We start from the raw sequence: 23,185 nt of genomic DNA, 5'->3' as shown, positions 1-23,185 counted from the left end.
CGGATGCTCAGCTGGTTGCGCGGGCCGCCGCCTCGATGACGTCCGCGGTCTCCTTCGGGTGCGAGACGTACCCGGCGTGCGAGGCGTTGATCGAACTGGTGTGAGCGCCCATGCGGTGGGCGAAGAAGCGCTGCGCGACGGGCGAGAGGGCCTTGTCGTCGTTCGAGACCTGGTACCAGCTGGGGATCGTCTTCCACGCCGGCGTGCCCGACGGCTGCTCGAGGACGGCGACGTCGGCCGGTCGCTGGGTCGCCGCCATGATGCTCGCCTGCTTCTCGGGCAGGTCCGCGGCGAAGATCCGCCGGAACCGGGCGGGGTCGATGGTGGCGTCGACGCCGCCGGGGTAGGGCCGCAGGACGAGGGAGTCGGTCGTGAGCTCGCCGCCCGGGTACTTCACCGGGTCGTTGAACTGGCCGACGGTCTCGCCCTCGTCAGGCGCGAAGGCGGCGACGTAGACCAGGGCGTCGACGTTGTCGGCCCCCGTGGCGGCGTTGGTGATGACTCCGCCGCCGTACGAGTGCCCGACGAGGACGACGTCGCCGTCGATGGAGTCGACGACGCTGCGGACGTACGCCGCGTCGGACGCCAGGTCGCGCAGCGGGTTGGCGACGGCGAGCACCGGGTACCCGTCGTGCTCGAGCCTGGTGATCACGCCGCCCCAGCCGCTCGCGTCGGCGAAGGCGCCGTGCACCAGGACGACGGTCGGGTTCTCGGCCGAGCCGCCGTCGTGCCGGCCCGGCTGGGCCTGCGCCGCGCTCGCGACGACTCCGAGGGCGAGCGCGCCGCTGATCGCGGCTCCTGCGAACGTGACCAGCGTCCGGCGCTTCGAGGACTGAGCTCTCATGAGACTTCTCTCTTCTGTGACGGTTCGCCTCGGTAGACGAACTAGTACGTCTACGTTAGCCATGCATGCTCGAGAAGCGCAAGGCGGCCGACGGGCGCAGCCTCGCGCCGAACGAGAACGAGCCCCTCCCCAGGTGCTGGGGAGGGGCTCGTTGGCTGGTGTGGCGGCGGACTACCGGGCGCTCGGCGCTCCGTGCGCGCTCGCGACGGCGGCGATGGCGGCGCCCAGCGCCCTGCCGACGCGCGGCGCCTCGCTCAGGTAGCCGGCGACCATCGCGCCGTCGCGCAGCATGAGCACCTCGTCTGCTGCGTCCTCGACGTCGGTCACGCCCATGCTGCCGAGCATCTCGGCGAACGTCTCCCGGTACCAGGCGCGGTGGTCGGCGACGATCGCACGCACCGCGCTGCCCGGGTCGGCGTACTCGGCGGCCGCGTTGATGAACGCGCAGCCGCGGAAGCCCGGCTGGCAGCTCGCGGTGCCGATCAGCTCGGCGAACGAGCGGAAGGCCTCGGCGTCCGTGCCGGCCGACGCGCGGACGCCCTCCAGGGCCCCCCGCTCCCGGGCCGCCTGGCGCTCGAGATAGGCGACGACGAGGTCGTCCTTGGTGCGGAAGTGGCGGTAGAACGTGACCTTCGTGATCCCGACGCGCTCGATGATCTTGTCGGCGCTGACCGCACGGATCCCGTTCGCGTAGAAGAGCTCCGTGGCGGCCTCGAGGATGCGGTCGCGCGTCGAGGGGGTGGCGGCCGCGCCGGTCGTGGCGGCGCTCGCGGTGGTCGTGCTCATCTCGGTGACGTGCTCCCGTCCTTGCTGCGTATCGGCGTGATTTCAAGCCTACGCGCCCAGGTGGACGGACGGGTCACTCTACGTGCCCCCGCCTCTCTTGCGCGCGGCGGCTGGTGGTGGGTACTGTCGCTCGGCGTAGGGGTACTAGTTCGTCTACTACCTCGTCCGAAGCCGTGGGCGCACGCCCCGGCACTCCTCGAAAGGTCGTCCCATGTCCACCTCCACCGTCGCGCGGCCCTCCGCGCACGCCACCGCCGTCTCGCTGCGCAGGCTCTACCTCGTCCGGTTCGGCTTCGCCGTCGTCTGGGCGGCCCTGCTGCTCGCGGCCGGCAAGAGCCTCGGCCCGCTCGTCGGGGTGCTGCTCGTCGTGTACCCCCTGTTCGACGTCGCCGCCGCCGTCGTCGACTTCCGGTCCAGCAGGAGCGAGCGGCCCGCCGTCGGCCTCGTCGTCAACATGGCGCTCAGCCTGCTGGCCGCCGTCGGCCTGGGCATCGCCGCCGCCTCGGACGTCCCCGCCGTGCTGCGCGTGTGGGGAGCCTGGGCGATCACCGCCGGCCTCGTGCAGCTCGCCGTCGCGATCACCCGCTACCGCCTCGGCGGGCAGTGGCCCATGATCCTCAGCGGCGGCATCTCGGTGCTGGCCGGCGCGGGGTTCGTCGCCATGGCGGGCGGTGCGGACCCGACCTTCACGGCGCTCGCGGGCTACGCCACGCTCGGTGGCGTCTTCTTCCTCGCCTCCGCCCTGCGCCTGGGCCGCGTCGCGAAGGAGGACCGCTGAGATGAGCGCGACCACCTTCGACGTCGTCGTCATCGGCGCGGGACCCGTGGGCGAGAACGTCGCCGACCGGGCCGTCCAGGGCGGCCTCACGGTCGCCGTCGTGGAGAGCGAGCTCGTCGGCGGCGAGTGCTCCTACTGGGCCTGCATGCCCACCAAGGCGCTGCTGCGCGACGCCGCGGCGCTGCGGGCCGCACGGAGCCTGCCCGGGTCGGGTGCCGCCGTCACCGGCGAGCTCGACCCGGCCGCCGTCCTGCGCCGTCGCGACGCGTTCGCGGAGCACTGGCAGGACGACGGCCAGGCGGGCTGGCTGCAGGGGGCGGGCATCGCGCTCGTCCGCGGGCACGGGCGGATCAGCGCCCCGCGGACCGTCACCGTGACGGGCACCGACGGGCGCACGTCCGTCATCGAGGCGCGGCACGCGGTCGTCGTCGCCACCGGCAGCAGCGCCCGGCTGCCCGGGATCCCCGGCCTGGCCGACGCGGACCCGTGGACGAGCCGGGAGGCGGCGTCCTCCCCGTCCGTCCCCGGTCGGCTGGCGATCCTCGGCGCCGGCGTCGTCGGGACCGAGATGGCCACCGCGTACGCGGCGCTCGGCGCAGAGGTCACGCTGATCGCCCGGGGCGGCCTGCTGCCCGCCGTGGAGCCGTTCGCGAGCGACCTCGTCGCCGAGTCCCTGAAGGCCCGCGGCGTGACCCTGCACCTGCACGTCGGGACCGACGCCGTCCGCCGCGACCGGGCCGGGACGGTGCAGGTCGGGCTCACCGACGGCACGACCGTCGAGGCCGACGAGCTCCTCGTCGCCACCGGCCGGGCACCCCGCACCAGTGACCTCGGTCTGGAGACCGTCGGGCTCACGCCCGGCAGCTGGCTCCGGGTCGACGACGCGCTGCGCGTCGTGCGCGACGACGGGACGCCGGCCGGCGACTGGCTCTACGCCGCGGGCGACGTCAACGGCCGCGCGCTGCAGACCCACCAGGGCAAGTACCAGGCCCGCGCGCTGGGCGACGCCCTCGCCGCCCGTGCTGCGGGCGGCCCGGTCGACACGACGCCGTGGGGGAGGCACGCGGCCACGGCCGACGAGCGCGCCACGCCCCAGGTGGTCTTCAGCGACCCGGAGGTCGCGAGCGTCGGCTACACGGCCGCCGCCGCCGCGGCGGCCGGGCTGCGCGTCCGGGTGGTCGAGCACGATCTCGGGGCCGTCGCCGGCGCGTCCCTGCACGCCGACGGGTACACCGGCCGGGCGTCGATGATCGTCGACCAGGACCGGAAGGTGGTGGTCGGGTTCACCGTCGTCGGCCCGGACGTCGCCAAGCTCCTCCACGCCGCGACCGTCGCGATCGCCGCGGAGGTCCCGGTCGATCGGCTCTGGCACGCGGTCCCGGCCTACCCGACCATGAGCGAGATCTGGCTGCGGCTCCTGGAGACGTACGGCCGGGCCGCGTAGGGGGCGCTCTCGACGGCTGCGGCGGCGGGACCGCGAGCCGCCGCTCACCCCGCCGGGTAGCCTGCCGACATGAGGGCGATCGTCTACTCGCAGACCGGAGAGCCGTCCGTCCTGCACCTCGTGGAGCGCGACCTCCCGGAGCCGGGCCGGGGTGAGGTGCGGGTGAAGGTCGTGGTGTCCGGGGTGAACCCGACCGACTGGAAGGCACGGGCGGGGGAGCGGCCCGGCCGCCCCGCCGCGTTCCCCGAGGTGGTCCCGAACCAGGACGGCGCTGGCGTCGTGGATGCGCTCGGGACCGGCGTGACCGGCCTCGAGGTCGGCGACCGCGTCTGGGTCCTGCTCGCCGCACACGGCCGACCGAGCGGCACCGCGCAGGACTACACCGTGCAGCCGGCCGAGCGTGTCGTCCGCCTGCCGGATGCCGCGAGCCTCGACGTCGGGGCCAGCCTCGGCGTTCCCGCCGTGACCGCGCACCGCGCTCTCACCGTCGCCGACGGCGGCCCCGCGCGGCTGGGCCCGGGAGCGCTCAGCGGGCGCACCGTCCTGGTCGCCGGGGGCGCCGGCGCCGTCGGCCACGCGGCGATCCAGCTCGCCCGCTGGTCGGGTGCGCGGGTCGTCTCGACCGTGAGCGGCCCCCGCAAGGCTGCGCTGGCGACCGCGGCGGGCGCGCACCACGTCGTCAACTACCGCGAGGGCGACACCGCCGACGCGATCCGCTCGGTCGCCCCCGACGGTGTCGACGTCGTCGTCGAGGTCTCACCCGCGCGCAACGCCGGCCTCAACGCGAGCGTCGTGGCCAACCACGGCACCGTCGCCGTGTACGCGACGGACGGGGGCGGCGAGCTCACCCTCGACGTGCGGACCCACTTCGCGCTCAACGTCCGGTACCAGTTCCTGCTCCTCTACACCGTCGGCGGGGACGCCGTCGCCGCGGCGGCCGAGGACATCACCCGCGCGCTCGAGGACGGGGAGCTCGGCGTGGGCGAGGCGGCCGGGCTCCCGATCACCCGCTTCCCGCTCGAGCGTGCCGCCGACGCGCACGCCGCGGTCGAGGCCGGCACCGTGGGCAAGGTGCTGATCGACGTGAACCCCGCACCCTGAGCGAAGCACGATCCGTGGCCACGCCCGACGAACGGCAGCGGCCGCCGGGCTTCCGTCCTCTCGGGCACGTCGACGGCGGTGCCCGAGGTGCGTCAGCGTCCGGCGGTGCGGGCGTCCACCCATTCCTTGGCCTCGCGCAGTCCCCAGCCGGTGTGCTCGCGCACGAGCTTGATCGCCTGGATCGGCTTGCGCTCGGTGATGTAGCGGTCGATGTCGGCCACGACGTCGGGCGCCCAAGCTGTCGCGGCGCCGTCGGCGGGGACCGTGCCCTGCACGCCGATCACTCCGGTGTGTCCCGTGGTGCGCCACGCGTCGACGTGGTTCTTCGCGTCCACGAGGCTCAGGCCGGGGACCGTGGTGCGCAGGAGCTTGATCGCGCGGATGGTGTCGTCCCGCGCGACCAGCCGGTCGATCTCGGCGCGGACGTCGTCAGGCAGCGTGACGGGACCGGTCGGGGGCCGGGACGCGCCCGATGCCACCGGCCCGGACTCGGGATAGCGGGGGCGGCGGAGGGCGACAACCATCGCGAACAGCACGATCACCGCGCAGACGAGGACGATCCAGGGGTGATCCACGCCGGCCAGCATAGGGGCGGTCCGACGGCGCACGACGGCGCCGGGCGGCTAACCTGACGCTCGTGTCGACCGCCCAGCCACCTGCCCCTCGCGGACGGGGCGCGCCGCTCGAGTCGGGGCGCGGGGCGCGCGACCTGACGGACCGCCACGCGCGTCTCGCCGCGGTCGCCCAAGGGATCCTCGACCATCTCGACGGCGCGGTCGTCGCCGTCGCCGGCTGGGTGCACGACGACGAGCGCCGCCGCGCCCGCGAGGAGCTCACCCACGTCGACACGGACCGCCTCGGCGAGATGACCGACCGGAACCTGCGGCTCGCCGCCGTCCAGGCCGGCGGGTACCTCACCGCGGCCGACCTCATCGACGTCGAGCCCGCCACGCTCGCCGCACTGCCCGGCGTCGGCGACACGACCGCGCGGGGAGTCGTGGCCGCCGTCGGGCAGCTCAGCGAGGCCGCCGTCGCGGCGACGCCCCTGCGGATCGGGCTCGACCGGGCCGGGCTTCCCACCCCCGACGGCGCGGACCGGCTCCTCGCCCTGCTGCACCGGATCATGCGGCTGCGCCCGCTCGTCGAGCCGCACCGCACCCTCCTCGCCGACTACGCGTCCACGGTGACCGCCGCCCTGCCCGCCGCGCGTCGGGCACGGCACGCCGCCCGGCTGTGGTTCGCCCGCCCAACGACGCGCAAAGCCACGGCCGGCGCGCTCGCCTCGCTGCAGCAGTGGGACGCATCGGTGGTGGCCCGCCGGCTGCCGCAGACCATCGACGGCCTCGCGGAGGCCGCCGCGCGCCCCGACCCCGGCGTCTTCGAGCTCGCCGCAGACTTCGAGAGGCGGTCCGCCGAGTACTACTCGACGCTTGTCGGGATCGCCCCGGCCGCCGGGTCCGTGCTCGCCGCGCGCGGGCTCCTTCCGCGCGACCTCGTCGACCGCGTGAACGACCGTCCCCTCGACCTCGGCGCCATGCGCGTCGGCCTGCGCGGGTACCAGGAGTTCGGCGCCCGGTTCGCCCTCAACCAGGGCCGCTGCCTCATCGGCGACGAGATGGGCCTCGGCAAGACCATCCAGGCGCTCGCGGTCATGTCCGACCTGGTCGCGGCCGGGCAGAAGCGGTTCCTCGTGGTCTGCCCGGCGAGCCTGCTCGCGAACTGGGCGCGCGAGGTCGAGGCCCGCACCACGCTGACCGCGCACCGGCTCCACGGCGAGGACCGCGACGAGGCCATCAAGGCGTGGGCGGCGGACGGCGGCGTCGGGCTGACGACGTTCGAGACGCTCACGCACGTGCCCACCGACGGGTCGGTGGGGGAGGTGGGGCTGCTCGTCGTCGACGAGGCGCACTACGTCAAGAACCCGCGCACCCGGCGCGCCAAGGCGGTCGGGACGTGGGCGCGGCTCGTGTGGCGGGTCCTGTTCCTCACCGGGACGCCCATGGACAACCGGCTCGAGGACTTCCTGTCGCTGGTGAGGATCCTGCAGCCGGACCTGGGCGCGCAGCTCCCGCGGCACCTCGGGCTGCTGGGTCCCGACGCGTTCCGGCAGGTTGTCGCGCCCGTGTACCTGCGGCGCAACCAGGCCGACGTGCTCGTCGAGCTGCCCGACGTCGTCGCCACCGACGACTGGGTGAGCCTCGCCGACGCCGACGAGCGCGCGTACCGGGAGGCCGTCGCGTCCGGGAACCTCATGGCCATGCGGCAGGCGGCGTGGGTAGCGGGTGCCGACGGCGGCGCGAAGGCGTGCGCGAAGCTGGAGCGGCTCGTGGCGATCGTCGCCGAGGCGCGCGAGGAGGGGCGCAGCGTCGTCGTGTTCTCGTACTTCCGGGACGTGCTCGACACTGCGGTCGCGGCGCTGCGAACACCCGGCGTGAGCGTGCACGGGCCGCTGACCGGGGACGTGCCCGTCGCGGACCGCATGGGCGTCGTGGACGCGTTCACCGCCGACGACGCCGGCGCGGTCCTCGTGGCCCAGGTCGCCGTGGGCGGGACGGGGCTCAACCTGCAGGCGGCCAGCGTCGTCGTGCTGTGCGAGCCGCAGCTCACGCCCGCCGCGGAGGCGCAGGCCGTCGCGCGGCTGCACCGGATGGGTCAGGTGCGGACCGTGCACGCGCACCGGCTGCTCGCCGAGGACGGCGTCGACGAGCGGATCGTCGAGCTGCTCGCCGGCAAGCAGGAAGTGTTCGACGACTACGTGCGCCGGTCGAGCGTCGCCGCGGCCGCCGTGCGGGCGGTGGACGTGACCGAGGCGGGGCTGGCGCGCGACGTCGTCGCCCAGGAGCAGGCCAGGCTCGGGTACGGGCCGGTGTGGGACGAGCTCGAGAGACCCTCAGCTCTGCCGCGGAATCGTGCGTAAGATGTTGCGCATGAAGGTCGACACTCGGGATCTCCGGTCCGCCAGCTGGGTGGGCCGCAACTTCGGCGCGGTGACGGACGAGGTAGAGGCCGGCCGGACCATCGTCGTGATGAAGAACAACCGCCCGACCAGTGTCGTCGCACCGATCTCCGTGCTCGAGTCGATCGACGCGCTCGACGAGCGCGAGGAGGACCTGCGCCTGCTGGCGCTGGCGCTGGTGCGCTCCGAGACGACGAGCGGGCGCACGTTCACGCTGGAGGAGACGGCTGCCGATCTCGGCATCGACCTCGACGAGCTCGCGAGCGAGGAGTCCGACGACGCGGACGGCGACGCGTGAGCGAAGCGAGGATCGTCCTGCTGCCGGAGGCGCGTGACGATCTCGAGGACCTCGACGGCGCCGCCCGGAAGATCATTCTCAAGGGGCTGCTGAAGCTGAGGGCCGAGCCGGCGCAGCGGGGCGCGCCCCTGGGGTCCCGTGGCTCTGGGAACCTCACCGGCCTGCGGAAGCTCGTCGTCGGCAACCGCGACTACCGGATCGTCTACGACGTCCAGGACGACGGCACGATCGTGGTCGTCTGGGTGATCGCTCGGCGCGCCGACGACGAGGTCTACCGGCTGGCCGTCGCGCGGCTCGGGGCCTACACCGCCGATCGCCAGAAGCTCGCCATCCTCCGCCAGATCCTCGACACCGCGTGGGGGCGGTGAGCCGCCCGCCAGCTGTCGAGGTCAGGCCGGCTCGGCGTGCTCGAAGCGCACCGTCAGCGGCCGGTCCGCTCCGGGGACGGCGAGGTGGTAGCGGGTCTGCGCGACGCGTCGTACGGTCCCGACGGCGCCGTTCCAGCGCCCGGGCGCGGTGACCCGGACGCGGCTTCCGACGTCGGCGAGGCGCGTTCCGCGGTAGGTCCACGTCAGCAGGAACCGTTCGTCGAACCTCGGCGCGCACCGGCTGCACGACCCGATCCCGGTGGGCCGCCGGTGCCGGGTCATGGTGTGCCCGGCCGGGCACGTGCCGACCCAGTCGGCCTCGATCGCCGGCGCTTCCGGCGCCACGGTCCGCCGGCCGGTCGAGCCGATCCGCCGCGCGATGGCCTGCCACGTCGCGTCGTGGTTGTGCCGGCGTCCCGCCAGGGCGTGGGCGATCTCGTGCAGGACGGTCTCGCGGATCTCGTCGTGGGCGCCCTCCTGCGCGTAGCGCTGCATGAGCGGCGCCGAGAGGCTGATGGATCTGCGGTCGAAGCGCGTGGCCCCGGCGCGGCGGACGGCCTGGTCGAAGACGAGGTCCCAGTCGGTCAGTCCGTGGTCGTCCATGGCGGCCCGCGCCTGGGCGTGGATCTGGTCGAGGACGTCGGGCACGGTGGAACCGTAGCGGGCGTCACCCACGGGCGTTCAGTCCCACCAGAGCCGGAGCCACTGGGCGGGCTCGCCCGCGTCGGCGTCCGGTGGGAGCCACCGCGGGCCGTCGGGGAGGATCTCGTCCGGCCCGTACTGCTGGTCGAGGCCCAGCTCGTCACGGATGTACTGACGCAGACCCTCGCACTCGCACCAGTCGGGGTGGACGTACTCCTCGTCCTCGTCGTACTCCGGGTCGCCCGGGAACGGCCCGTAGAACTGGCTGGGGCCGACCGCGATCCGGAACGGTCGCTCCGGCCGGACGTACACGGTCGACGTCGCCGGCCAGTCGTCGTCCGGGTGGATGTAGCCCGTGGCGCAGCGCACCCGGTCGGGGTTGGCTGCGACGGCCCGAAGCACGGCGCCCGTGGTCGGGCCGTCGTTCCACCTCGCCTCGAGCTGGCGGTCGGTGAGCTCGTCGAGGAGCTCGAGCGCCTCCTCGCGCGCCTCCTCGGACGACAGGTCCGTCATGGGTCCTCGCACTGTTCCTCCTCTGATCGGATGATCGGTGGAGTCAGCGTGGCGGAGGATGCTGGCGGCGCGGGGGGCCTGTGGACGGCGGGACGTGCGGTGGTCGGCGCCCGATCCGTGCGGTCCCGACGCTTCCGTGCGTGCGCACCGTGCTGCTCGACGACGTGATCCGGACGGACGACGGACAGCTCGACCTCACCTGGTCGCTCGGCGGCGGGTTCGACGGCGACCGGCAGCGGTTCTTCGCCGCGCCGTCAGGACACCCCGGATGCAGCAGGAGCGTACGGGTGCGAGGGTGACCAGCATGTTCGTCGCCCTGCGCGACCTCCGCTTCGCCCGAGGTCGCTTCCTGCTGATGGCGACCGTCATCGTGCTCATCACCTACCTCGTCGTGTTCCTCGCCTCCCTCACGCAGGGTCTCGGCGCGGACTCGACGTCCGCGGTGACGCAGCTGCCCGCCGACCACCTCGCGTTCACCGTGGCCGACGACGCCGAGCCGTCCGGACCGGGCGGTGGCCCCACGTTCACCGGCTCGCAGGTGACCGAGAAGCAGTGGAAGGCGTGGGCCGACGTCGACGGCGTGACGGACGCCCAGCCGCTCGGCATCGCGACCGCGCGCGCCACCTCCGCGACCACGACGGCTGCCGTGACCGCGTTCGGCGTCGAGCCAGGTTCTGGTCTCCTGCCGCACGACGGCACCGACGTGGCGACCGGCACGGCCGTGCTCTCGAGCGGCGCGGCCGACGACCTGGGCGTGCACGCCGGCGACGCCGTGACCGCAGGTGACCTCGACCTGAAGGTGTCCGCGGTGCTCGACGACACGTCCGCGTACGCCCACACGCCGGTGATCTGGCTCGCGCTCGACGACTGGCAGAGCCTCGGCGCCCACCTCGCGCCGGGGGCGACGCCGACGACCGTCGCCACCGTCGTCGCCCTCACGACCGACGGCGACGCCGACCTCGCCGCCGCCGACGCCACCATCGGCACGGTCACCGAGACCCGCCGCGCCGCGAAGAGCGCCATCAGCTCCTACTCCTCCGAGCACGGCTCGCTGCTGCTGATGGAGGCGTTCCTCATCGGCATCTCCGCGCTCGTCGTCGGGGCGTTCTTCACCGTCTGGACGATCAGCCGCAGCGGCGACATCGCCGTGCTCAAGGCCCTCGGCGCCTCGACCCGGTACCTCCTCCGCGACGCGATCGGGCAGGCGCTCGTGATCCTCGTCATCGGCGTGGGCCTCGGCACCGTCCTGGCCGCCGTCACGGCCGTGCTGCTGCAACCGGTCGTGCCCGTGCTCGTGTCCGTCGGGACGGTCCTGCTGCCCGCACTGGTCCTCGTCGTCCTCGGCCTGCTCGGCGCCGCGCTCGCCGTGGGCCAGATCGCCCGCGTCGACCCGCACGCCGCGCTCGCGGCCCGCTGATCGGGAGCCCCCATGGACCTGCACCTCGAGCACGTCACCCTCGTCTACCCCGACGGGGACTCGACGCTGACCGCCGTCGACGACGTGTCCCTGACCGTGGCTTCGGGCACCACCACGGCCCTGCTTGGGCCGTCCGGTTCCGGGAAGTCGAGCCTGCTCGCCGTCGCGGGCGGCCTCACGCCGCCGACGTCCGGGAGCGTTACGTTCGGTGACGGGGAGCCGCTGTTCACGACCGTGACGACGCGCGACGACGCGACACGGGCGCGGCTCGACCGCGTCGGCTTCGTGTTCCAGCAACCCCAGCTCATCGCGTCCCTGACCGCTCTCGAGCAGCTGGAGCTGCTGTCGCACCTGCGTGGCAAGCGGCCGTCGGCGTCCCGCGAGCACGCGCTCTCGTTGCTCGACGCCGTCGGGCTCGGGTCCTGGGTGCACAGGCGGCCGGGCACGCTGTCCGGCGGGCAACGACAGCGCGTCGCGATCGCGCGGGCGCTCGCCGGGTCGCCCGACGTGCTGCTCGTCGACGAGCCCACGTCGGCCCTCGATCACGAGCGCGGCACCGAGATCATCGAGCTGATCACGTCACTTGCACGCGACCTCGGCGCGGCCACGTTGGTGGTTTCGCACGACGAGTCCACGCTCGGCGCGGTCGACCGCCGCGAGCAGCTCGTCGACGGCCGACTGGTCGGGACGTCACCGCACACGTCACCGGGCACGGGGGTGTCGGCGTGATGTCGGGCGTCCTGCCATGGTCCGGTGCCCACGGGGACGACGCTCGGGGCGTGGTCGACAAGGTGGGACGGCACACACGCGTTACTCGCGTGGCGTCCCGGTACGTCCGACGACGCAGCGAGCCGATGGCGAAGCCGGTCCAGAACCGCCTGCATCGCGACCATGGGCTCGGAGTCTGCGGTCAGCCCGTCGGCCCCAACGCGTCCGGTCGTCGCCGTCTTTGTGGCTGCAGCCGCGAGCGTGACCGATGCGGCTAGGGGAGACCTCCGCCCACTGCTGCCGAAACCCGCGCGGGTCGTCGCGAATCACAGTCAGCGCCGCTTCTGGGAAGCATGTCGTGGCGGCCGCGGTCGTTCATCGCGTCGAGTCTCTCGGCGGGTAGCGAGACTGCGGGGGCAGCGCCGGGCTCGAGGACCCTGTTCTTGGTGGCGAGGGCGGCTTCGAGCCAGCGCTTGTTCGTCGTCCTCGATCCCAAGGCTCCAGCGAGAATCGGTGAACCTGACCGGTGACCGCGTTATTGGCGCGCGCGACGCCGGCCGTCCCTTGTTGATGCAGCAGTCCCTCCCGCGCGTACCGGTAAGGTAAGCGCCGGTGGCCTATCGGCTCGATGAGCTGCGCGCCACGACGACGTTGGTCGTGTTCTCCTGGAGGTGAACGCCCAAGCGGGAAGGAGCGCTGGAGCTTGGCGACATACGCAGTAAAACTGGAGCGCTCCGCGCCGCTCGCCCTTCCCAGGCACCCAGACGCTCCGGACGACGCCGGTTTCGCCGAGTGGTGTCAGTTGGAAGAGGCGTCTGGCCGCCCCCTTGCCGTCGATCTCTTCTCTGGAGCTGGTGGCCTCGGCGCTGGAGTCGAAGCCGCAGGCTGGACAGTCGTCACCGCAGTCGATCATGACACCGCGGCTCTGGAGACACATCGAGCCAACTTCCGTGGCCAAGCGCTCGACGTCAATATGGCTGACCCTGCCCAGGTGACTGCGCTCATAGAACGACTCCGGCCGCTCGGGATCGACCTCGTAGCCGGAGGCCCGCCCTGTCAGCCCTTCAGCCGGGCCGGACGAGCAAAGATTCGCAGTCTCATCAACGACGGCGTTCGCGATGAGGTTGACGTCCGCAAGGAGCTATGGCGATCCTTCATCGATGTCGTCCTGGCACTGAGACCACGCGCAGTTCTGATGGAGAACGTGCCCGATATGGCCATCGGCGACGACCTCCTCGTCATCAGGGCGATCGCGAACGTCCTCGAGGGCGCCGGATACGTGGTCGACTACCGACTACTTGACGCGTGGCGCCACGGAGTACCACAGCACCGCAAGCGATTCATCCTCCAGGCGCGCAATGATGGGGCTCTGCCGGCTTGGCCCACACCGATGAACCACCGCCCCACCGTCCGTGATGCGATCGCGGACCTCCCTTCGCTCGTCGACACCACGGGTGGGCGCGAACTGCCCTACACGGGTGAACCATCTAGCGCACTGGCCAAGACTCTCCGTGACGATGATGCGGACATCATCTACGACCACATGACGCGTCCGGTGCGGGACGATGACCGCGAGGCGTTCGAGCTTATGACCGCCTCGACCCTGTACTCGGACCTCCCTAAGCATCTGCGCCGATACCGCTCCGACACCTTCAACGACAAGTACAAGCGCCTTGACTGGGACGACCTCAGTAGGACGATCACGGCTCACATCGCCAAAGACGGCTACTGGTACATCCATCCAGAGGAACACCGCACGCTCACCGTCCGCGAAGCGGCACGTATCCAGACCTTTCCAGACAGCTTCCGTTTCGCGGGAACCCGCAGTGACGCATTTCGGCAGATCGGCAACGCAGTCCCGCCAGCACTTGGCCGGACCGTCGCAGAGGCGATCCTGCCCCTCGTGGAGCCGCATGACGAGCAGCCCAGACTTCCCGATCTGCGCCGGAGGCTGTCGCTGTGGGCCGTCGAGCAGAGACAGACGGCATGGTGGCTTTACCCTGGGCCGGACATGACGGCCGCTGCTGCCGCGGTCGCTGCTCTGCTTGACATGCACCGACTTCCTGCTGCAACCGCCGCGTCGCTTATGGAACCGCTCCGAGGCGTTCCGGACCTCTCCGTCGAGTCGCTCCAGCACATCGAAGTGCACACGGTGAGCAAGACCCGCAGGGACGCCGTAAGGCAACTTCGAGGCATCGTCCGCGACAGCCCGTCTGTGGACTGGACACCGCGCGTCGCAGCCATGCTCGGCGACGCGCAGCACCGCGTGTTCTCGCTATTACGCGGTGGCAACGAACTTCTTGTCAATGAGCACGTCAGCAAGGTCGTGACCCTCCTGATGGAACTGCCCGAAGGGCACACCGGTCTGCGCACTGATATCAAGGTTGCGCTCGCGCAACTGGTCTCCGGCGGCGACGAAGCTGCATTGAGGATGTGCGCAATCCGTGCGATAACTGTCTCCGAGGCGAGCGCCCGAATCCTCGACCCCGCCGCTCCACACCCAGCGGAGTCCAGGGGAGAGCGAGTCTCATGAGCGCCGATGTCCGGCGGACCGCGAGCCATGAGCCATCGGGCAGAGGCGCGCTCCGTCCCAAGGCGCGGCTGCTCCGGACAATCGGCAGCGACCTGATCAGCAGCGACAAGGTCGCCCTGATCGAACTGGTCAAGAACTCCTACGACGCCGACGCCAGCGTCGTTCTCATCCGCTTCCACGGCCCACTGGAGGAAAGGAAAGGTCGCATCGAGGTATGGGATGACGGCCACGGCATGGACGTCGCCACACTCCAACGCTCATGGCTCGACATCGCGACCGACACCAAGAGACGACGCCCTCGCAGCGACGGGGGCCGCCGAGTGCTCGGCGAGAAGGGCATCGGTCGGCTCGCCGCGGCCCGGCTCGGGCACGAGATGATGCTCGTCACGCGGATGACCAATGCCGACGAGATCAAGCTCCTGATCGACTGGACGGATTTCGATCGCGAGGACGCGTACCTCGATCAGATCGAGGTCGCCTGGGAAGTCGGAGCACCCGACCTCTTCTCTGACTTCGGCGCAGCGGTTGACACCTTCTCCGCAGCCGAGAACGAGACCTGGCATCACGGCCGGGGGACTGTGGTCCAGATTGACCGCCTTACTCGTGCGTGGGATCGCGAGGACCTTCTTGAACTGCGCACGGCGCTGACGCGGCTGATACGGCCCCGTCCTGGCACAGTGTCAAGCCTCGCGAGCGCAGAAGATGCCGAGCCCGATTTCCAGGTGATCCTGGAACTGGTTGACGTCGAGGAGGGCCTAGAAGACCTCGCTGGTCCGATCGATCCATCGTCTGAACTCCAGACCCCTCACTACAGCCTCACCGGCTCCGTGGATGCCCAGGGGTCCGCCACGCTTCGCTACGCACAACAGGACCCTCCGCTGGAGGAGGATATCGGCATCAAACAGTTGTGGACCGATGAGAAGCGCTCCCCGCATGTAGGACCCTTCGACTTCGAGATCAGCGTCTGGGACCGAGACAAGACGGCCATCCAACGGACCCTTCAAGAGACCGACGCAGAGAGTGCAGCGCCCAGCGCGAAGGACTTGAAGGGCTTCCGCGACACGCTCAGCGAGGTTGCCGGTGTCAGCATCTATCGAGATGGCTTTCGAGTCCTGCCATTCGGTGAAAGCGGCGATGACTGGCTAGGGCTCGACCTGCGACGCGTCCAGACACCGACCCGTCGGGTGTCGAACAACCAGATCATCGGTCACGTCTTTATTGGTGCGGACACGAACGAAGGGCTCAAGGACCAGTCGAACCGTGAGGGCATACTCGCTGGCACCGCCTACTCGGACCTCCAGACGCTAGTGAAAGCCGCGCTCGTTGAGCTTGAGACGCGGCGTTATGCCGCTCGCCACCCCAAGAAAGAGCCTGGTGAGGGCAAGGGAGGCCTATTCGAGCGCTTCGACCTTGGGGAGATTCGCACCGCCTTGGCCCAGAACTACCCCGGCGACAAGCGCCTCATCGGACTCATTGACGACAAGAACCGCGACATCCAAGAGGGAGTAACCGAGGTTCAGAACGTCCTGTCGCGATACTCCCGACTGGCCACTCTCGGGGCGCTCATCGATCGTGTCCTCCACGACGGTCGAACCGTCGTGACACGACTCAAGAACATTGCGCGGTTCGGTGCCCGCGACCTCGACAAGACAAAACTCACTGACAGCGAGAAGATCACAATCGCCGCGAAAGCTATGTCGGACACCACGGCCCAGGCCGATCTGCTCTCTTCTCTCTTCAAACAGATCGAGCCCTTCGGCGGCCGCAAGCGCGGACGACCCAAGGAAATCAGCACTAGCGACGTCATCGACAAAGCAATCTCAATCCTCCAACAGGAAGCCGACGACCGCGGCGTCGAACTGGTTAGAGAGGGCGACCCAGTCGCCGTGAAACTCGACGAAGCCGAACTGTTGACGGTCCTCATCAACCTCATCCAGAACGCCATTTACTGGACCTCTACTCAGCCAAAGGGGACCGAGCGGAAGGTGATTTCTGCCGCTCGGCTCAACGACGACTCTTCATTGAGCCTCGTCGTGAGCGATTCTGGACCCGGGGTAGCGGAGGGCGTTCGTGCGCACATTTTCGACCCGTACTTCTCTAGTAGGCCGGAAGGCGTGGGGCTGGGCCTGAGTATCGTAGGAAACATCGTGGAGGACATCTACGACGGCCAACTTATTCTTGTTGACGACGGGTCGCTTGACGGAGCGACTTTCGAAGCGACCTTCAGAAGGCGGGTGCAGTGAGCGAGAAGGTCAGAGTCCTCATCATTGAGGACAAGGCTTCCCTGGCGGCAGATGCGCGGCGTGAGATCGAGGATGCGTTTGAGGAGAGCGATGAAATTGAGGTTGAGGTTTCGGTAGAGACCGACTTCGATGAGGGATTCGCTACGTTCAGCCGTGGCGATAGCGACGTTGTCGTGCTCGATGTCCGGCGCGACGTCCCTGACCCGTCGCCGGACGATGAGACCGCCGGGCACGCTGTGTATTTCAACATCAAGGATGCCCGCTTCGCTCCAGTCGTTTTCTGGACGGCGCTCCCGGAAAAGGTCGCACATGAGCAGATGGCTCCGTTGGTTACAGTTGTAACCAAAGATGACACCGACAAGCTGCCTGCAGCAATCCAGGCTGCAGTTGCCAGTCGCGCGGCCATCACGATTAGCGGCATCGAAGAACACGTGGCTACTGTCCTGCGTAAGCACATGTGGACGGAACTGGCCCCGAACTGGGCGGAGTATACCGAGGCCGCTGACTCTCCGGGAATTGCGCAAGTTCTGCTGAGCCGCCTATCTCGGGTGCTTGAAGAAGACAGCGAACAGTCGTTGACCGCGGACCCGAGTCTTCGATACATCTACCCGCCGGCTTCGACTCGCCGCGCACCAGGGGATCTCCTTCGGGCGCCGGACGCGACATGGTGGGTCATTCTCACGCCAGCGTGCGACTTTGCTCAAGACAAGTTTGAGTTGGCGCTACTGGCCAAAGCAGACGACTTGGGATCGAATCCCAGATTCCAGAAATGGTCTGCTTCAAAGTCAAAGTCTGCCTGGAATGAGCTTGAGAGGCACGTTCTGACTGCGACTCAGGGCCGTTTTTATTACTTGCCCGCGTTTCGTGACATTCCGGACCTCGTTCTCGATCTGGAGGACGTGCAAGCTGTCACGGCTGAGGTTCTCGATGCGATGAGCCCGGTAGCTTCCCTCGTGAGTCCGTTTTCCGAGGCTCTGCTCGTTCAGCACAGCCAGTACCGAGGACGGATTGGAGTACCCGACCTCGACTCTGAGCGCGTGAAGCGGCGACTCTCGGGCGATGACCCAACGGATGCGTGAGGTGGGCGCTCAGGTAGGGCGCCGGTAGCGATCAGGGGCGAGTTCGAGTTCGCGCGAACCATGGCGCTGGATCCGTGGCCTTCCTGGTATCTTCGCAGGTCACGGCCGCCAGAGGTGGCATTGACTAGGGCCCATACTTAACACGGAGAAGTACTTGGCTTCGGGGTGTACAGAAGCGCGCGAATCGGGCATGCTGTGGCGATGGTCGGGGGAGCAACGAAGCGAGCCGTCATCTACGCCCGACTGTCCGTGAGGGAGATGAGACATCGACGTCCATCTCTCGGCAGGAGGACGACCTACGCGCACTTGCGGCGAGAGAAGGCTGGGTCGTGGTCCGGGTCCTCGTCGACGACGGCATCTCTGGGCGGCTGGCGAGGGCCAACGCGACCGAGGCCGTCACGATGCTGGCAGACGGTCGGGCCGACGTGCTCGCGGTCTGGAAGTTCGACCGGTTCACGCGGCAAGGGCTCGGCGCCCTCGCCGAACTGATGGATGCGCTTGGGTCACGTCCTGGCACGCTCTTCGTCGCGCTCTAGGACGGGTTGCGAAGCGACAGCACCGCCTGGCGCATGGTCGCGGGCATGCTGGCCGAGGTCGCGCGGATGGAGTCGGACAACATCAGTCTCCGAATCAAGTCGGACCGCGCGGTACGGCTCCGGGCCGGGCTATGGGGTGGTGGACGAGTTCCCTACGGGTACCGACCGATCCAAGCCCCTGGTGGCAAGAGGCTCGTCCAGGAGGCTCGGGAAGTGAAGATCGTGCACGAGATCGGCGCGCGCCTGATCGCGGGGGAGAGCCCATGGATCGCGGCCGGCGATCTCACGGGCCGCGGGGTACCCTCGCCGAATTCTGCCGTGCGTAAGGCGCTCATCGCAGGCGGGGACCCGTCCGGGTTGGAGACGGGCGCCTGGGGGCACAGCGTGCTCGTCCGGATGATCTCTGGCGAGCCGTTGTTGGGTCGTCAGAGCGAGCGTGGTGAGACGGTCTGTGACGCCGACGGCGAGCCCATCCTCGTCTCAGAAACCGTCCTTACCGTGGAGCAGTCTCAGCAACTGCACGTGATGTTTCCCTGGGCTGACAGGCCGGGCACTCGAAAGCACATGCGTAAAGACCGTCTCCTTTCAGGAATCGTTCGTTGCCACGTCTGTGGTGCGCGCTTCTACCTACGTACTCACAAGCTGCGAGACGCAGTCGACTACCACCATCCGATGCCCGCGCGGGAGGGTGGCAAGTGCGTTGGGCAGACGGGCGTCCGGGTCGTGGATCTCGAGGAGGCTGTCATCGATCGCTTCTTGGGCGAAGTGGGCGGCCGGCCTCACGTCGTCGAGCAACTCGTGGCCGCCACCCAGACTGACGCTGCTCTCATCGATCTCGAAGCTGCGCTGGCCGCCGCCTCTGCCGCGCTCCTCGCTGCGGAGGGTGAAGACACGGAGACCGCAGCGCTTGCCCAAATCTCTTCGCTGAAAGCGGAGCGAACACGACTTCGGTCGGCATCTGCAGTATCGCTGCGCCGACAACTCGTTCCCACCGGGAGGACCATCGCGGAGGAGTTCGACTCCGCGTCCACCGTCGAGGACCGGCGTCGCGTGCTCGCGACATGGCTTACGGCCATCGAGCCGCGTCCCGTCGGGTCAGGCCGGGGTCCCCGAAACCGTGCCCCTCGTGCCACAAGATGTGGTCGCCAATTTGTCCAGAGACTGACGCGGAGTCTCGGAACCCCATAAAGGTCAGACGCTGTAATATTTGGCTTCTGGGTGATGAATGATAAATGCGTCCGTCGACTGCTCCGGGTGCAACTGCAGCTCCTCGGACAGCGTGACCCCGACGCGACCGGGCTTCAGGAGCTCGACGACCTTGTGCCGGTCTTCCATGTCGGGGCACGCGGGGTACCCGAGGGAGAACCGCGCCCCGCGGTAGTCGAGCTTGAACAGCCCGTCCACGTCGTCGGGCTCCTCGTCCGCGAACCCGAGCTCCGCGCGCACCCGTGAGTGCCAGAACTCGGCGAGCGCCTCGGTGAGCTGCACGGACAGCCCATGGAGCTCCATGTACTCGCGGTACTTGTTCGCCGCGAACAGCCGGGCGGTGTGCGTGTCGACGGTGTCGCCGACGGTCACGAGCTGCACGGGCAGCACGTCGAACCGCCCGGTCTCCTCGACCCACGACCTCGGCTTGATGAAGTCGGCCAGGCACAGATGCCGGTCGCGCCGCTGCCGGGGGAAGTGGAACCGCAACCGCTCGGTCCCGACCTCACCGCCGGAGCCGCCGTCGGGCCCATCGTGGTGTCCGATGACCACGTCGTCGCCCTCGGACCACGCGGGGAAGTACCCGTAGATCACGGACGGGTCGACCATGCCCTCGGCGCGGATCGCGTCGAGCCACGCCCGCAGCCGCGGCCGCCCCTCGGTGTCGCGCAGCTCCTCATAGGAAGCGCCGTCGTCGCCACGCCCGGGCTTCAAGCCCCACTGCCCGAGGAACGTCGCCCGCTCGTCGAGGAACGCCGCATAGTCCGCGAGCTGCAGACCCTTGACGATCCGCGTCCCCCAGAACGGCGGCTCGGGCACCGGGTTGTCAAGAGCGACGTCGGACCGCGCCGGCATGTCCTCGTCGGCCGTCTCCGTCACGGTCACCACGCCGTGCCGCCGCTTCTTCAGCGCCGGCAACCCGACGGCGTCGACCGACTCGCCCCGCGCCACCCGCACCAGCGGCTCCATGAGCCGCAGCCCCTCGAACGCGTCCCGCGCGTACCGGACGACGCCGTCGAACTGGCCGGCAAGGTCGTCCTCAACGTACGTGCGGGTGAGGGCGGCGCCGCCGAGCAGCACGGGCCACCGCTTGGCGAGCCCGCGCGACGTCAGCTCCTCGAGGTTCTCCTTCATCACGACGGTCGACTTCACGAGCAGCCCGGACATGCCGATGACGTCGGCGTCGTGCTCCTCGGCGGCCTCGATGATCGCGGAGACCGGCTGCTTGATGCCGATGTTGTGCACCGTGTAGCCGTTGTTCGTGAGGATGATGTCGACGAGGTTCTTGCCGATGTCGTGCACGTCGCCGCGGACGGTCGCCAGCACGATCGACCCCTTGGATGAGTCGACCCCCTCGACCTTCTCCATGTGCGGCTCGAGCAGCGCGACCGCCGTCTTCATGACCTCCGCGGACTGCAGCACGAACGGGAGCTGCATCTCGCCCTTGCCGAACAGCTCGCCGACGACCTTCATGCCCTCGAGCAGGTGCGTGTTCACGATGTCGAGCGCCGACATCCCCTCGACCAGCCGCGCCTCGTCGAGGTCGGCCTCAAGCCCCTTGAGCTCGCCGTCGATGATCCGCCGCTCGAGTCGCTCGCCGACGGGCAGTCCGGCAAGCTCGGCGGCCCGGGCGTCCCTCAGCGCAGCGCTGTCCACCCCGGAGAACAGGTCCAGCAGGTGGGCGAGCGGGTCGTGCGTGAGGTTCCCGGCGTCGTCGTACTCGCGCTTGTCCCAGACCAGGTCGTACGCGGCCTGGCGCTGGTCGTCGGGGATCTGGTTGAGGGGGAGGATCTTCGCGGCGTGCACGATCGCCGAGTCCAGCCCCGCCTGCACGCACTCGTGCAGGAACACCGAGTTCAGCACCGTGCGCGCGGCCGGGTTGAGCCCGAACGACACGTTCGACACCCCGAGCGTCGTGTGCACGCCGGGGTACTTCGCCACCAGCGCGCGGATCGCCTCGATGGTCTCGATGCCGTCGCGGCGCGTCTCCTCCTGCCCGGTCGCGATGGGGAAGGTCAGGCAGTCGACGACGATGTCCTCGCGCTTCATGCCCCACTCGCCGGTGAGGGTGTCGATGAGGCGCGACGCGATCGCGAGCTTCGTCTCCGTCGTCCGGGCCTGGCCCTCCTCGTCGATCGTCAGCGCGACGACGGCCGCGCCGTGCTCCTTCACCACCGGCATGACCCGGGCGAACCGGGAACCCTCGCCCTCGCCGTCCTCGAAGTTCACCGAGTTCACGACGCCGCGCCCGCCCAGCAGCTCCAGGCCCGCCTGGATCACGGCCGGCTCGGTCGAGTCGATGACGAGCGGCAGCGTGGACGCGCTCGCGAGCCGCGACACGACCTCCCGCGCGTCGTCGACGCCGTCGCGCCCGACGTAGTCGACGCACACGTCGAGCAGGTGCGCGCCGTCGCGGGTCTGGGCGCGCGCGATCGCGACGCACTCGTCCCAGTCGCCCGCGAGCATCGCCTCGCGGAACGCCTTCGACCCGTTCGCGTTGGTCCGCTCGCCGATCGCCAGGAACGACGCGTCCTGGTGGAAGTCCACGTGCGAGTACAGGGACGCGACGCCGTTCTCGGGCTTCGGGTCGCGCACGGTGATGGACTGCCCGCCCACGGCGTCGACGACGGCTCCCAGGTGCTCCGGCGTCGTCCCGCAGCAGCCGCCCACCAGCCCGAGCCCGAACTCCCGCGCGAACTGCGTGTGCGCGGCGGCGAGCTCGGTGGGGGACAGGGGGTAGCTGGCGCCGTCGGGCCCGAGGACGGGGAGCCCGGCGTTGGGCATGCACGTCACGGGCGCGGTCGAGTGCCGCGACAGGTGCCGCAGGTGCTCGCTCATGAGGTCGGGGCCGGTGGCGCAGTTGAGTCCGATCGCGTCGACGCCGAGCGCCTGCAGCGCCGTGAGCGCCGCGCCGATCTCGGAGCCCATGAGCATGGTCCCCGTCGTCTCGACCGTCACCGACACGAACACCGGCACGTGCAGCCCGGTCTCGCGCATGGCCTCGCGCGCGCCGTTCACCGCGGCCTTCGCCTGCAGCAGGTCCTGGCTCGTCTCGACCAGGACGGCGTCCGCGCCGCCCCGCACCAGGCCCACCGCCTGCTGGGCGAACGTGCCCTTGAGGTGGGAGTACGTGGTGTGGCCGAGGCTCGGGAGCTTGGTGCCCGGGCCCATCGAGCCGAGCACGAACCGGGGGCGGTCGGGGGTGGAGAACGCGTCCGCGGCCTCGCGGGCCAGGCGCGCGCCGGCCTCGGCGAGCTCGGTGATGCGGTCGTCGATGCCGTAGTCCGCGAGGTTCGACCAGTTCGCGCCGAACGTGTTCGTCTCGATCGCGTCCACGCCCACAGACAGGTACGCCTCGTGGACGGACCGGATGATGTCCGGGCGCGACACGTTGAGGATCTCGTTGCAGCCCTCGAGGTCCCGGTAGTCCGCGAGCGACGGGTCCTGCGCCTGGATCATCGTCCCCATCGCGCCGTCGGCCACGACGACCCTCGAACGGAGCGCGTCGGCGAGCTGGGCGGAGCGAGCGGTCAGCATGGTGGCGAGTCTAGGGCGCGGGGTGTGTCACGGCGGGGGAGTTCCAGGGCGCGGGACGGTGTGGTCGGCTCGATCGCCGAGCAAGCGGGTTGCGCGCCGAGCAAGCGGGCGCGGCCGCTTGGTGGGCTCGGTTGCCTCTTGCTCGACGCGCGGTGGGGCGTGCCCGACGCGCGGGGCTCGCGTTGGCCGGTTGTCC

At 70.1% G+C, this 23,185-nt stretch carries 20 protein-coding genes; 14 read left to right on the top strand and 6 right to left on the bottom strand.

What is annotated here, in order from left to right; translation table 11 throughout:
• Positions 1–7: 7 nt before the first annotated feature.
• Both ACLQ14_RS06530 and ACLQ14_RS06525 read right to left on the bottom strand, forming a co-directional pair.
• A complete protein-coding gene (locus tag ACLQ14_RS06530; protein WP_425811105.1) occupies positions 8–844 on the bottom strand; it encodes an alpha/beta fold hydrolase in 837 nt (278 codons plus the stop codon).
• Positions 845–1,015: 171 nt separating this feature from the next.
• Positions 1,016–1,630 carry a TetR/AcrR family transcriptional regulator gene (locus ACLQ14_RS06525; RefSeq protein ID WP_425811103.1) on the bottom strand — a complete coding sequence of 205 codons (615 nt, stop codon included), beginning with the start codon at positions 1,628–1,630 and terminating at the stop codon, positions 1,016–1,018.
• A 211-nt stretch (positions 1,631–1,841) separates the two neighbouring features.
• On the opposite strand from ACLQ14_RS06525, the gene ACLQ14_RS06520 reads away from it, so the two are divergent.
• The 3 genes from ACLQ14_RS06520 to ACLQ14_RS06510 all read left to right on the top strand — a co-directional run bounded on the left by ACLQ14_RS06520 (position 1,842) and on the right by ACLQ14_RS06510 (position 4,953).
• Positions 1,842–2,408 (top strand): hypothetical protein, encoded by a 567-nt coding sequence (locus tag ACLQ14_RS06520; protein ID WP_425811101.1) that lies wholly within the window; start codon positions 1,842–1,844, stop codon positions 2,406–2,408.
• 1 nt (position 2,409) lies between these two features.
• Entirely contained in the window at positions 2,410–3,852 is a 1,443-nt protein-coding gene (locus ACLQ14_RS06515; protein WP_425811099.1) for a dihydrolipoyl dehydrogenase family protein, read from the top strand.
• 69 nt (positions 3,853–3,921) lie between these two features.
• Positions 3,922–4,953, top strand: a complete 1,032-nt coding sequence (locus ACLQ14_RS06510; protein WP_425811097.1) for an NADPH:quinone reductase — start codon at positions 3,922–3,924, stop codon at positions 4,951–4,953.
• Between the two features lie 92 nt (positions 4,954–5,045).
• Here the strand turns inward: ACLQ14_RS06510 and ACLQ14_RS06505 are convergent, their stop codons facing one another.
• On the bottom strand, positions 5,046–5,528 hold the full coding sequence (locus ACLQ14_RS06505; RefSeq protein WP_425811095.1) for a hypothetical protein: 483 nt from the start codon (positions 5,526–5,528) through the stop codon (positions 5,046–5,048).
• Positions 5,529–5,590: 62 nt separating this feature from the next.
• Between ACLQ14_RS06505 and ACLQ14_RS06500 the strand changes: the two genes are divergently transcribed.
• Genes ACLQ14_RS06500 through ACLQ14_RS06490 form a run of 3 tightly spaced genes read left to right on the top strand, consistent with a single transcriptional unit; the run spans position 5,591 to position 8,575 of the window.
• Positions 5,591–7,870: a DEAD/DEAH box helicase gene (locus ACLQ14_RS06500; protein ID WP_425811093.1), complete on the top strand. Its 2,280-nt coding sequence runs from the start codon at positions 5,591–5,593 to the stop codon at positions 7,868–7,870.
• A gap of 10 nt (positions 7,871–7,880) precedes the next feature.
• The gene (locus ACLQ14_RS06495; protein WP_425811091.1) at positions 7,881–8,207 is read left to right on the top strand and encodes a hypothetical protein; all 327 of its coding nucleotides are present in this window, start codon (positions 7,881–7,883) and stop codon (positions 8,205–8,207) included.
• Positions 8,204–8,575 carry a type II toxin-antitoxin system RelE family toxin gene (locus ACLQ14_RS06490; protein ID WP_425811089.1) on the top strand — a complete coding sequence of 124 codons (372 nt, stop codon included), beginning with the start codon at positions 8,204–8,206 and terminating at the stop codon, positions 8,573–8,575. Before ACLQ14_RS06495 ends, ACLQ14_RS06490 begins: the two co-directional genes overlap by 4 nt.
• Before the next feature lie 21 nt (positions 8,576–8,596).
• Here ACLQ14_RS06490 and ACLQ14_RS06485 read toward each other — a convergent pair whose 3' ends face one another.
• Entirely contained in the window at positions 8,597–9,223 is a 627-nt protein-coding gene (locus tag ACLQ14_RS06485; protein ID WP_425811087.1) for a SprT-like domain-containing protein, read from the bottom strand.
• A 33-nt stretch (positions 9,224–9,256) separates the two neighbouring features.
• Positions 9,257–9,730 (bottom strand): hypothetical protein, encoded by a 474-nt coding sequence (locus ACLQ14_RS06480; protein ID WP_425811085.1) that lies wholly within the window; start codon positions 9,728–9,730, stop codon positions 9,257–9,259.
• A 140-nt stretch (positions 9,731–9,870) separates the two neighbouring features.
• Here ACLQ14_RS06480 and ACLQ14_RS06475 point away from each other — a divergent pair, with 140 nt between their 5' ends.
• From ACLQ14_RS06475 to ACLQ14_RS06440, 8 genes are all read left to right on the top strand, one after another.
• Positions 9,871–10,029: a hypothetical protein gene (locus ACLQ14_RS06475; protein WP_425811083.1), complete on the top strand. Its 159-nt coding sequence runs from the start codon at positions 9,871–9,873 to the stop codon at positions 10,027–10,029.
• A gap of 5 nt (positions 10,030–10,034) precedes the next feature.
• Positions 10,035–11,147: an ABC transporter permease gene (locus ACLQ14_RS06470; protein WP_425811649.1), complete on the top strand. Its 1,113-nt coding sequence runs from the start codon at positions 10,035–10,037 to the stop codon at positions 11,145–11,147.
• Between the two features lie 12 nt (positions 11,148–11,159).
• Entirely contained in the window at positions 11,160–11,876 is a 717-nt protein-coding gene (locus ACLQ14_RS06465) for an ABC transporter ATP-binding protein (protein WP_425811081.1), read from the top strand.
• 682 nt (positions 11,877–12,558) lie between these two features.
• Positions 12,559–14,388: a DNA cytosine methyltransferase gene (locus ACLQ14_RS06460; RefSeq protein WP_425811079.1), complete on the top strand. Its 1,830-nt coding sequence runs from the start codon at positions 12,559–12,561 to the stop codon at positions 14,386–14,388.
• A complete protein-coding gene (locus ACLQ14_RS06455) occupies positions 14,385–16,631 on the top strand; it encodes an ATP-binding protein (RefSeq protein ID WP_425811077.1) in 2,247 nt (748 codons plus the stop codon). The genes ACLQ14_RS06460 and ACLQ14_RS06455 overlap by 4 nt, the downstream gene beginning before the upstream one ends.
• Positions 16,628–17,710 carry a hypothetical protein gene (locus tag ACLQ14_RS06450; protein WP_425811075.1) on the top strand — a complete coding sequence of 361 codons (1,083 nt, stop codon included), beginning with the start codon at positions 16,628–16,630 and terminating at the stop codon, positions 17,708–17,710. Before ACLQ14_RS06455 ends, ACLQ14_RS06450 begins: the two co-directional genes overlap by 4 nt.
• Before the next feature lie 275 nt (positions 17,711–17,985).
• A complete protein-coding gene (locus tag ACLQ14_RS06445; protein ID WP_425811647.1) occupies positions 17,986–18,246 on the top strand; it encodes a recombinase family protein in 261 nt (86 codons plus the stop codon).
• A 213-nt stretch (positions 18,247–18,459) separates the two neighbouring features.
• Complete coding sequence (locus tag ACLQ14_RS06440; RefSeq protein WP_425811073.1) at positions 18,460–19,434, top strand: zinc ribbon domain-containing protein; 975 nt, start codon at positions 18,460–18,462, stop codon at positions 19,432–19,434.
• Positions 19,435–19,437: 3 nt separating this feature from the next.
• Here the strand turns inward: ACLQ14_RS06440 and metH are convergent, their stop codons facing one another.
• Positions 19,438–22,989, bottom strand: a complete 3,552-nt coding sequence (gene metH, locus ACLQ14_RS06435) for a methionine synthase (RefSeq protein ID WP_425811071.1) — start codon at positions 22,987–22,989, stop codon at positions 19,438–19,440.
• Positions 22,990–23,185: the final 196 nt, after the last annotated feature.

It is taken from the genome of Luteimicrobium sp. DT211, assembly GCF_049844995.1.
GTDB lineage: Bacteria > Actinomycetota > Actinomycetes > Actinomycetales > Cellulomonadaceae > Luteimicrobium.
This window is presented reverse-complemented; position numbering and strand designations above follow the sequence as displayed.

Coding starts and splice junctions, on each gene's coding strand:
- ACLQ14_RS06480 (WP_425811085.1), bottom strand. CDS start 9,730: ATGACGGACCTGTCGTCCGAGGAGGCGCGCGAGGAGGCGCTCGAGCTC.
- ACLQ14_RS06455 (WP_425811077.1), top strand. CDS start 14,385: ATGAGCGCCGATGTCCGGCGGACCGCGAGCCATGAGCCATCGGGCAGA.
- ACLQ14_RS06510 (WP_425811097.1), top strand. CDS start 3,922: ATGAGGGCGATCGTCTACTCGCAGACCGGAGAGCCGTCCGTCCTGCAC.
- ACLQ14_RS06530 (WP_425811105.1), bottom strand. CDS start 844: ATGAGAGCTCAGTCCTCGAAGCGCCGGACGCTGGTCACGTTCGCAGGA.
- ACLQ14_RS06465 (WP_425811081.1), top strand. CDS start 11,160: ATGGACCTGCACCTCGAGCACGTCACCCTCGTCTACCCCGACGGGGAC.
- metH (WP_425811071.1), bottom strand. CDS start 22,989: ATGCTGACCGCTCGCTCCGCCCAGCTCGCCGACGCGCTCCGTTCGAGG.
- ACLQ14_RS06525 (WP_425811103.1), bottom strand. CDS start 1,630: ATGAGCACGACCACCGCGAGCGCCGCCACGACCGGCGCGGCCGCCACC.
- ACLQ14_RS06520 (WP_425811101.1), top strand. CDS start 1,842: ATGTCCACCTCCACCGTCGCGCGGCCCTCCGCGCACGCCACCGCCGTC.
- ACLQ14_RS06515 (WP_425811099.1), top strand. CDS start 2,410: ATGAGCGCGACCACCTTCGACGTCGTCGTCATCGGCGCGGGACCCGTG.
- ACLQ14_RS06495 (WP_425811091.1), top strand. CDS start 7,881: ATGAAGGTCGACACTCGGGATCTCCGGTCCGCCAGCTGGGTGGGCCGC.
- ACLQ14_RS06470 (WP_425811649.1), top strand. CDS start 10,035: ATGTTCGTCGCCCTGCGCGACCTCCGCTTCGCCCGAGGTCGCTTCCTG.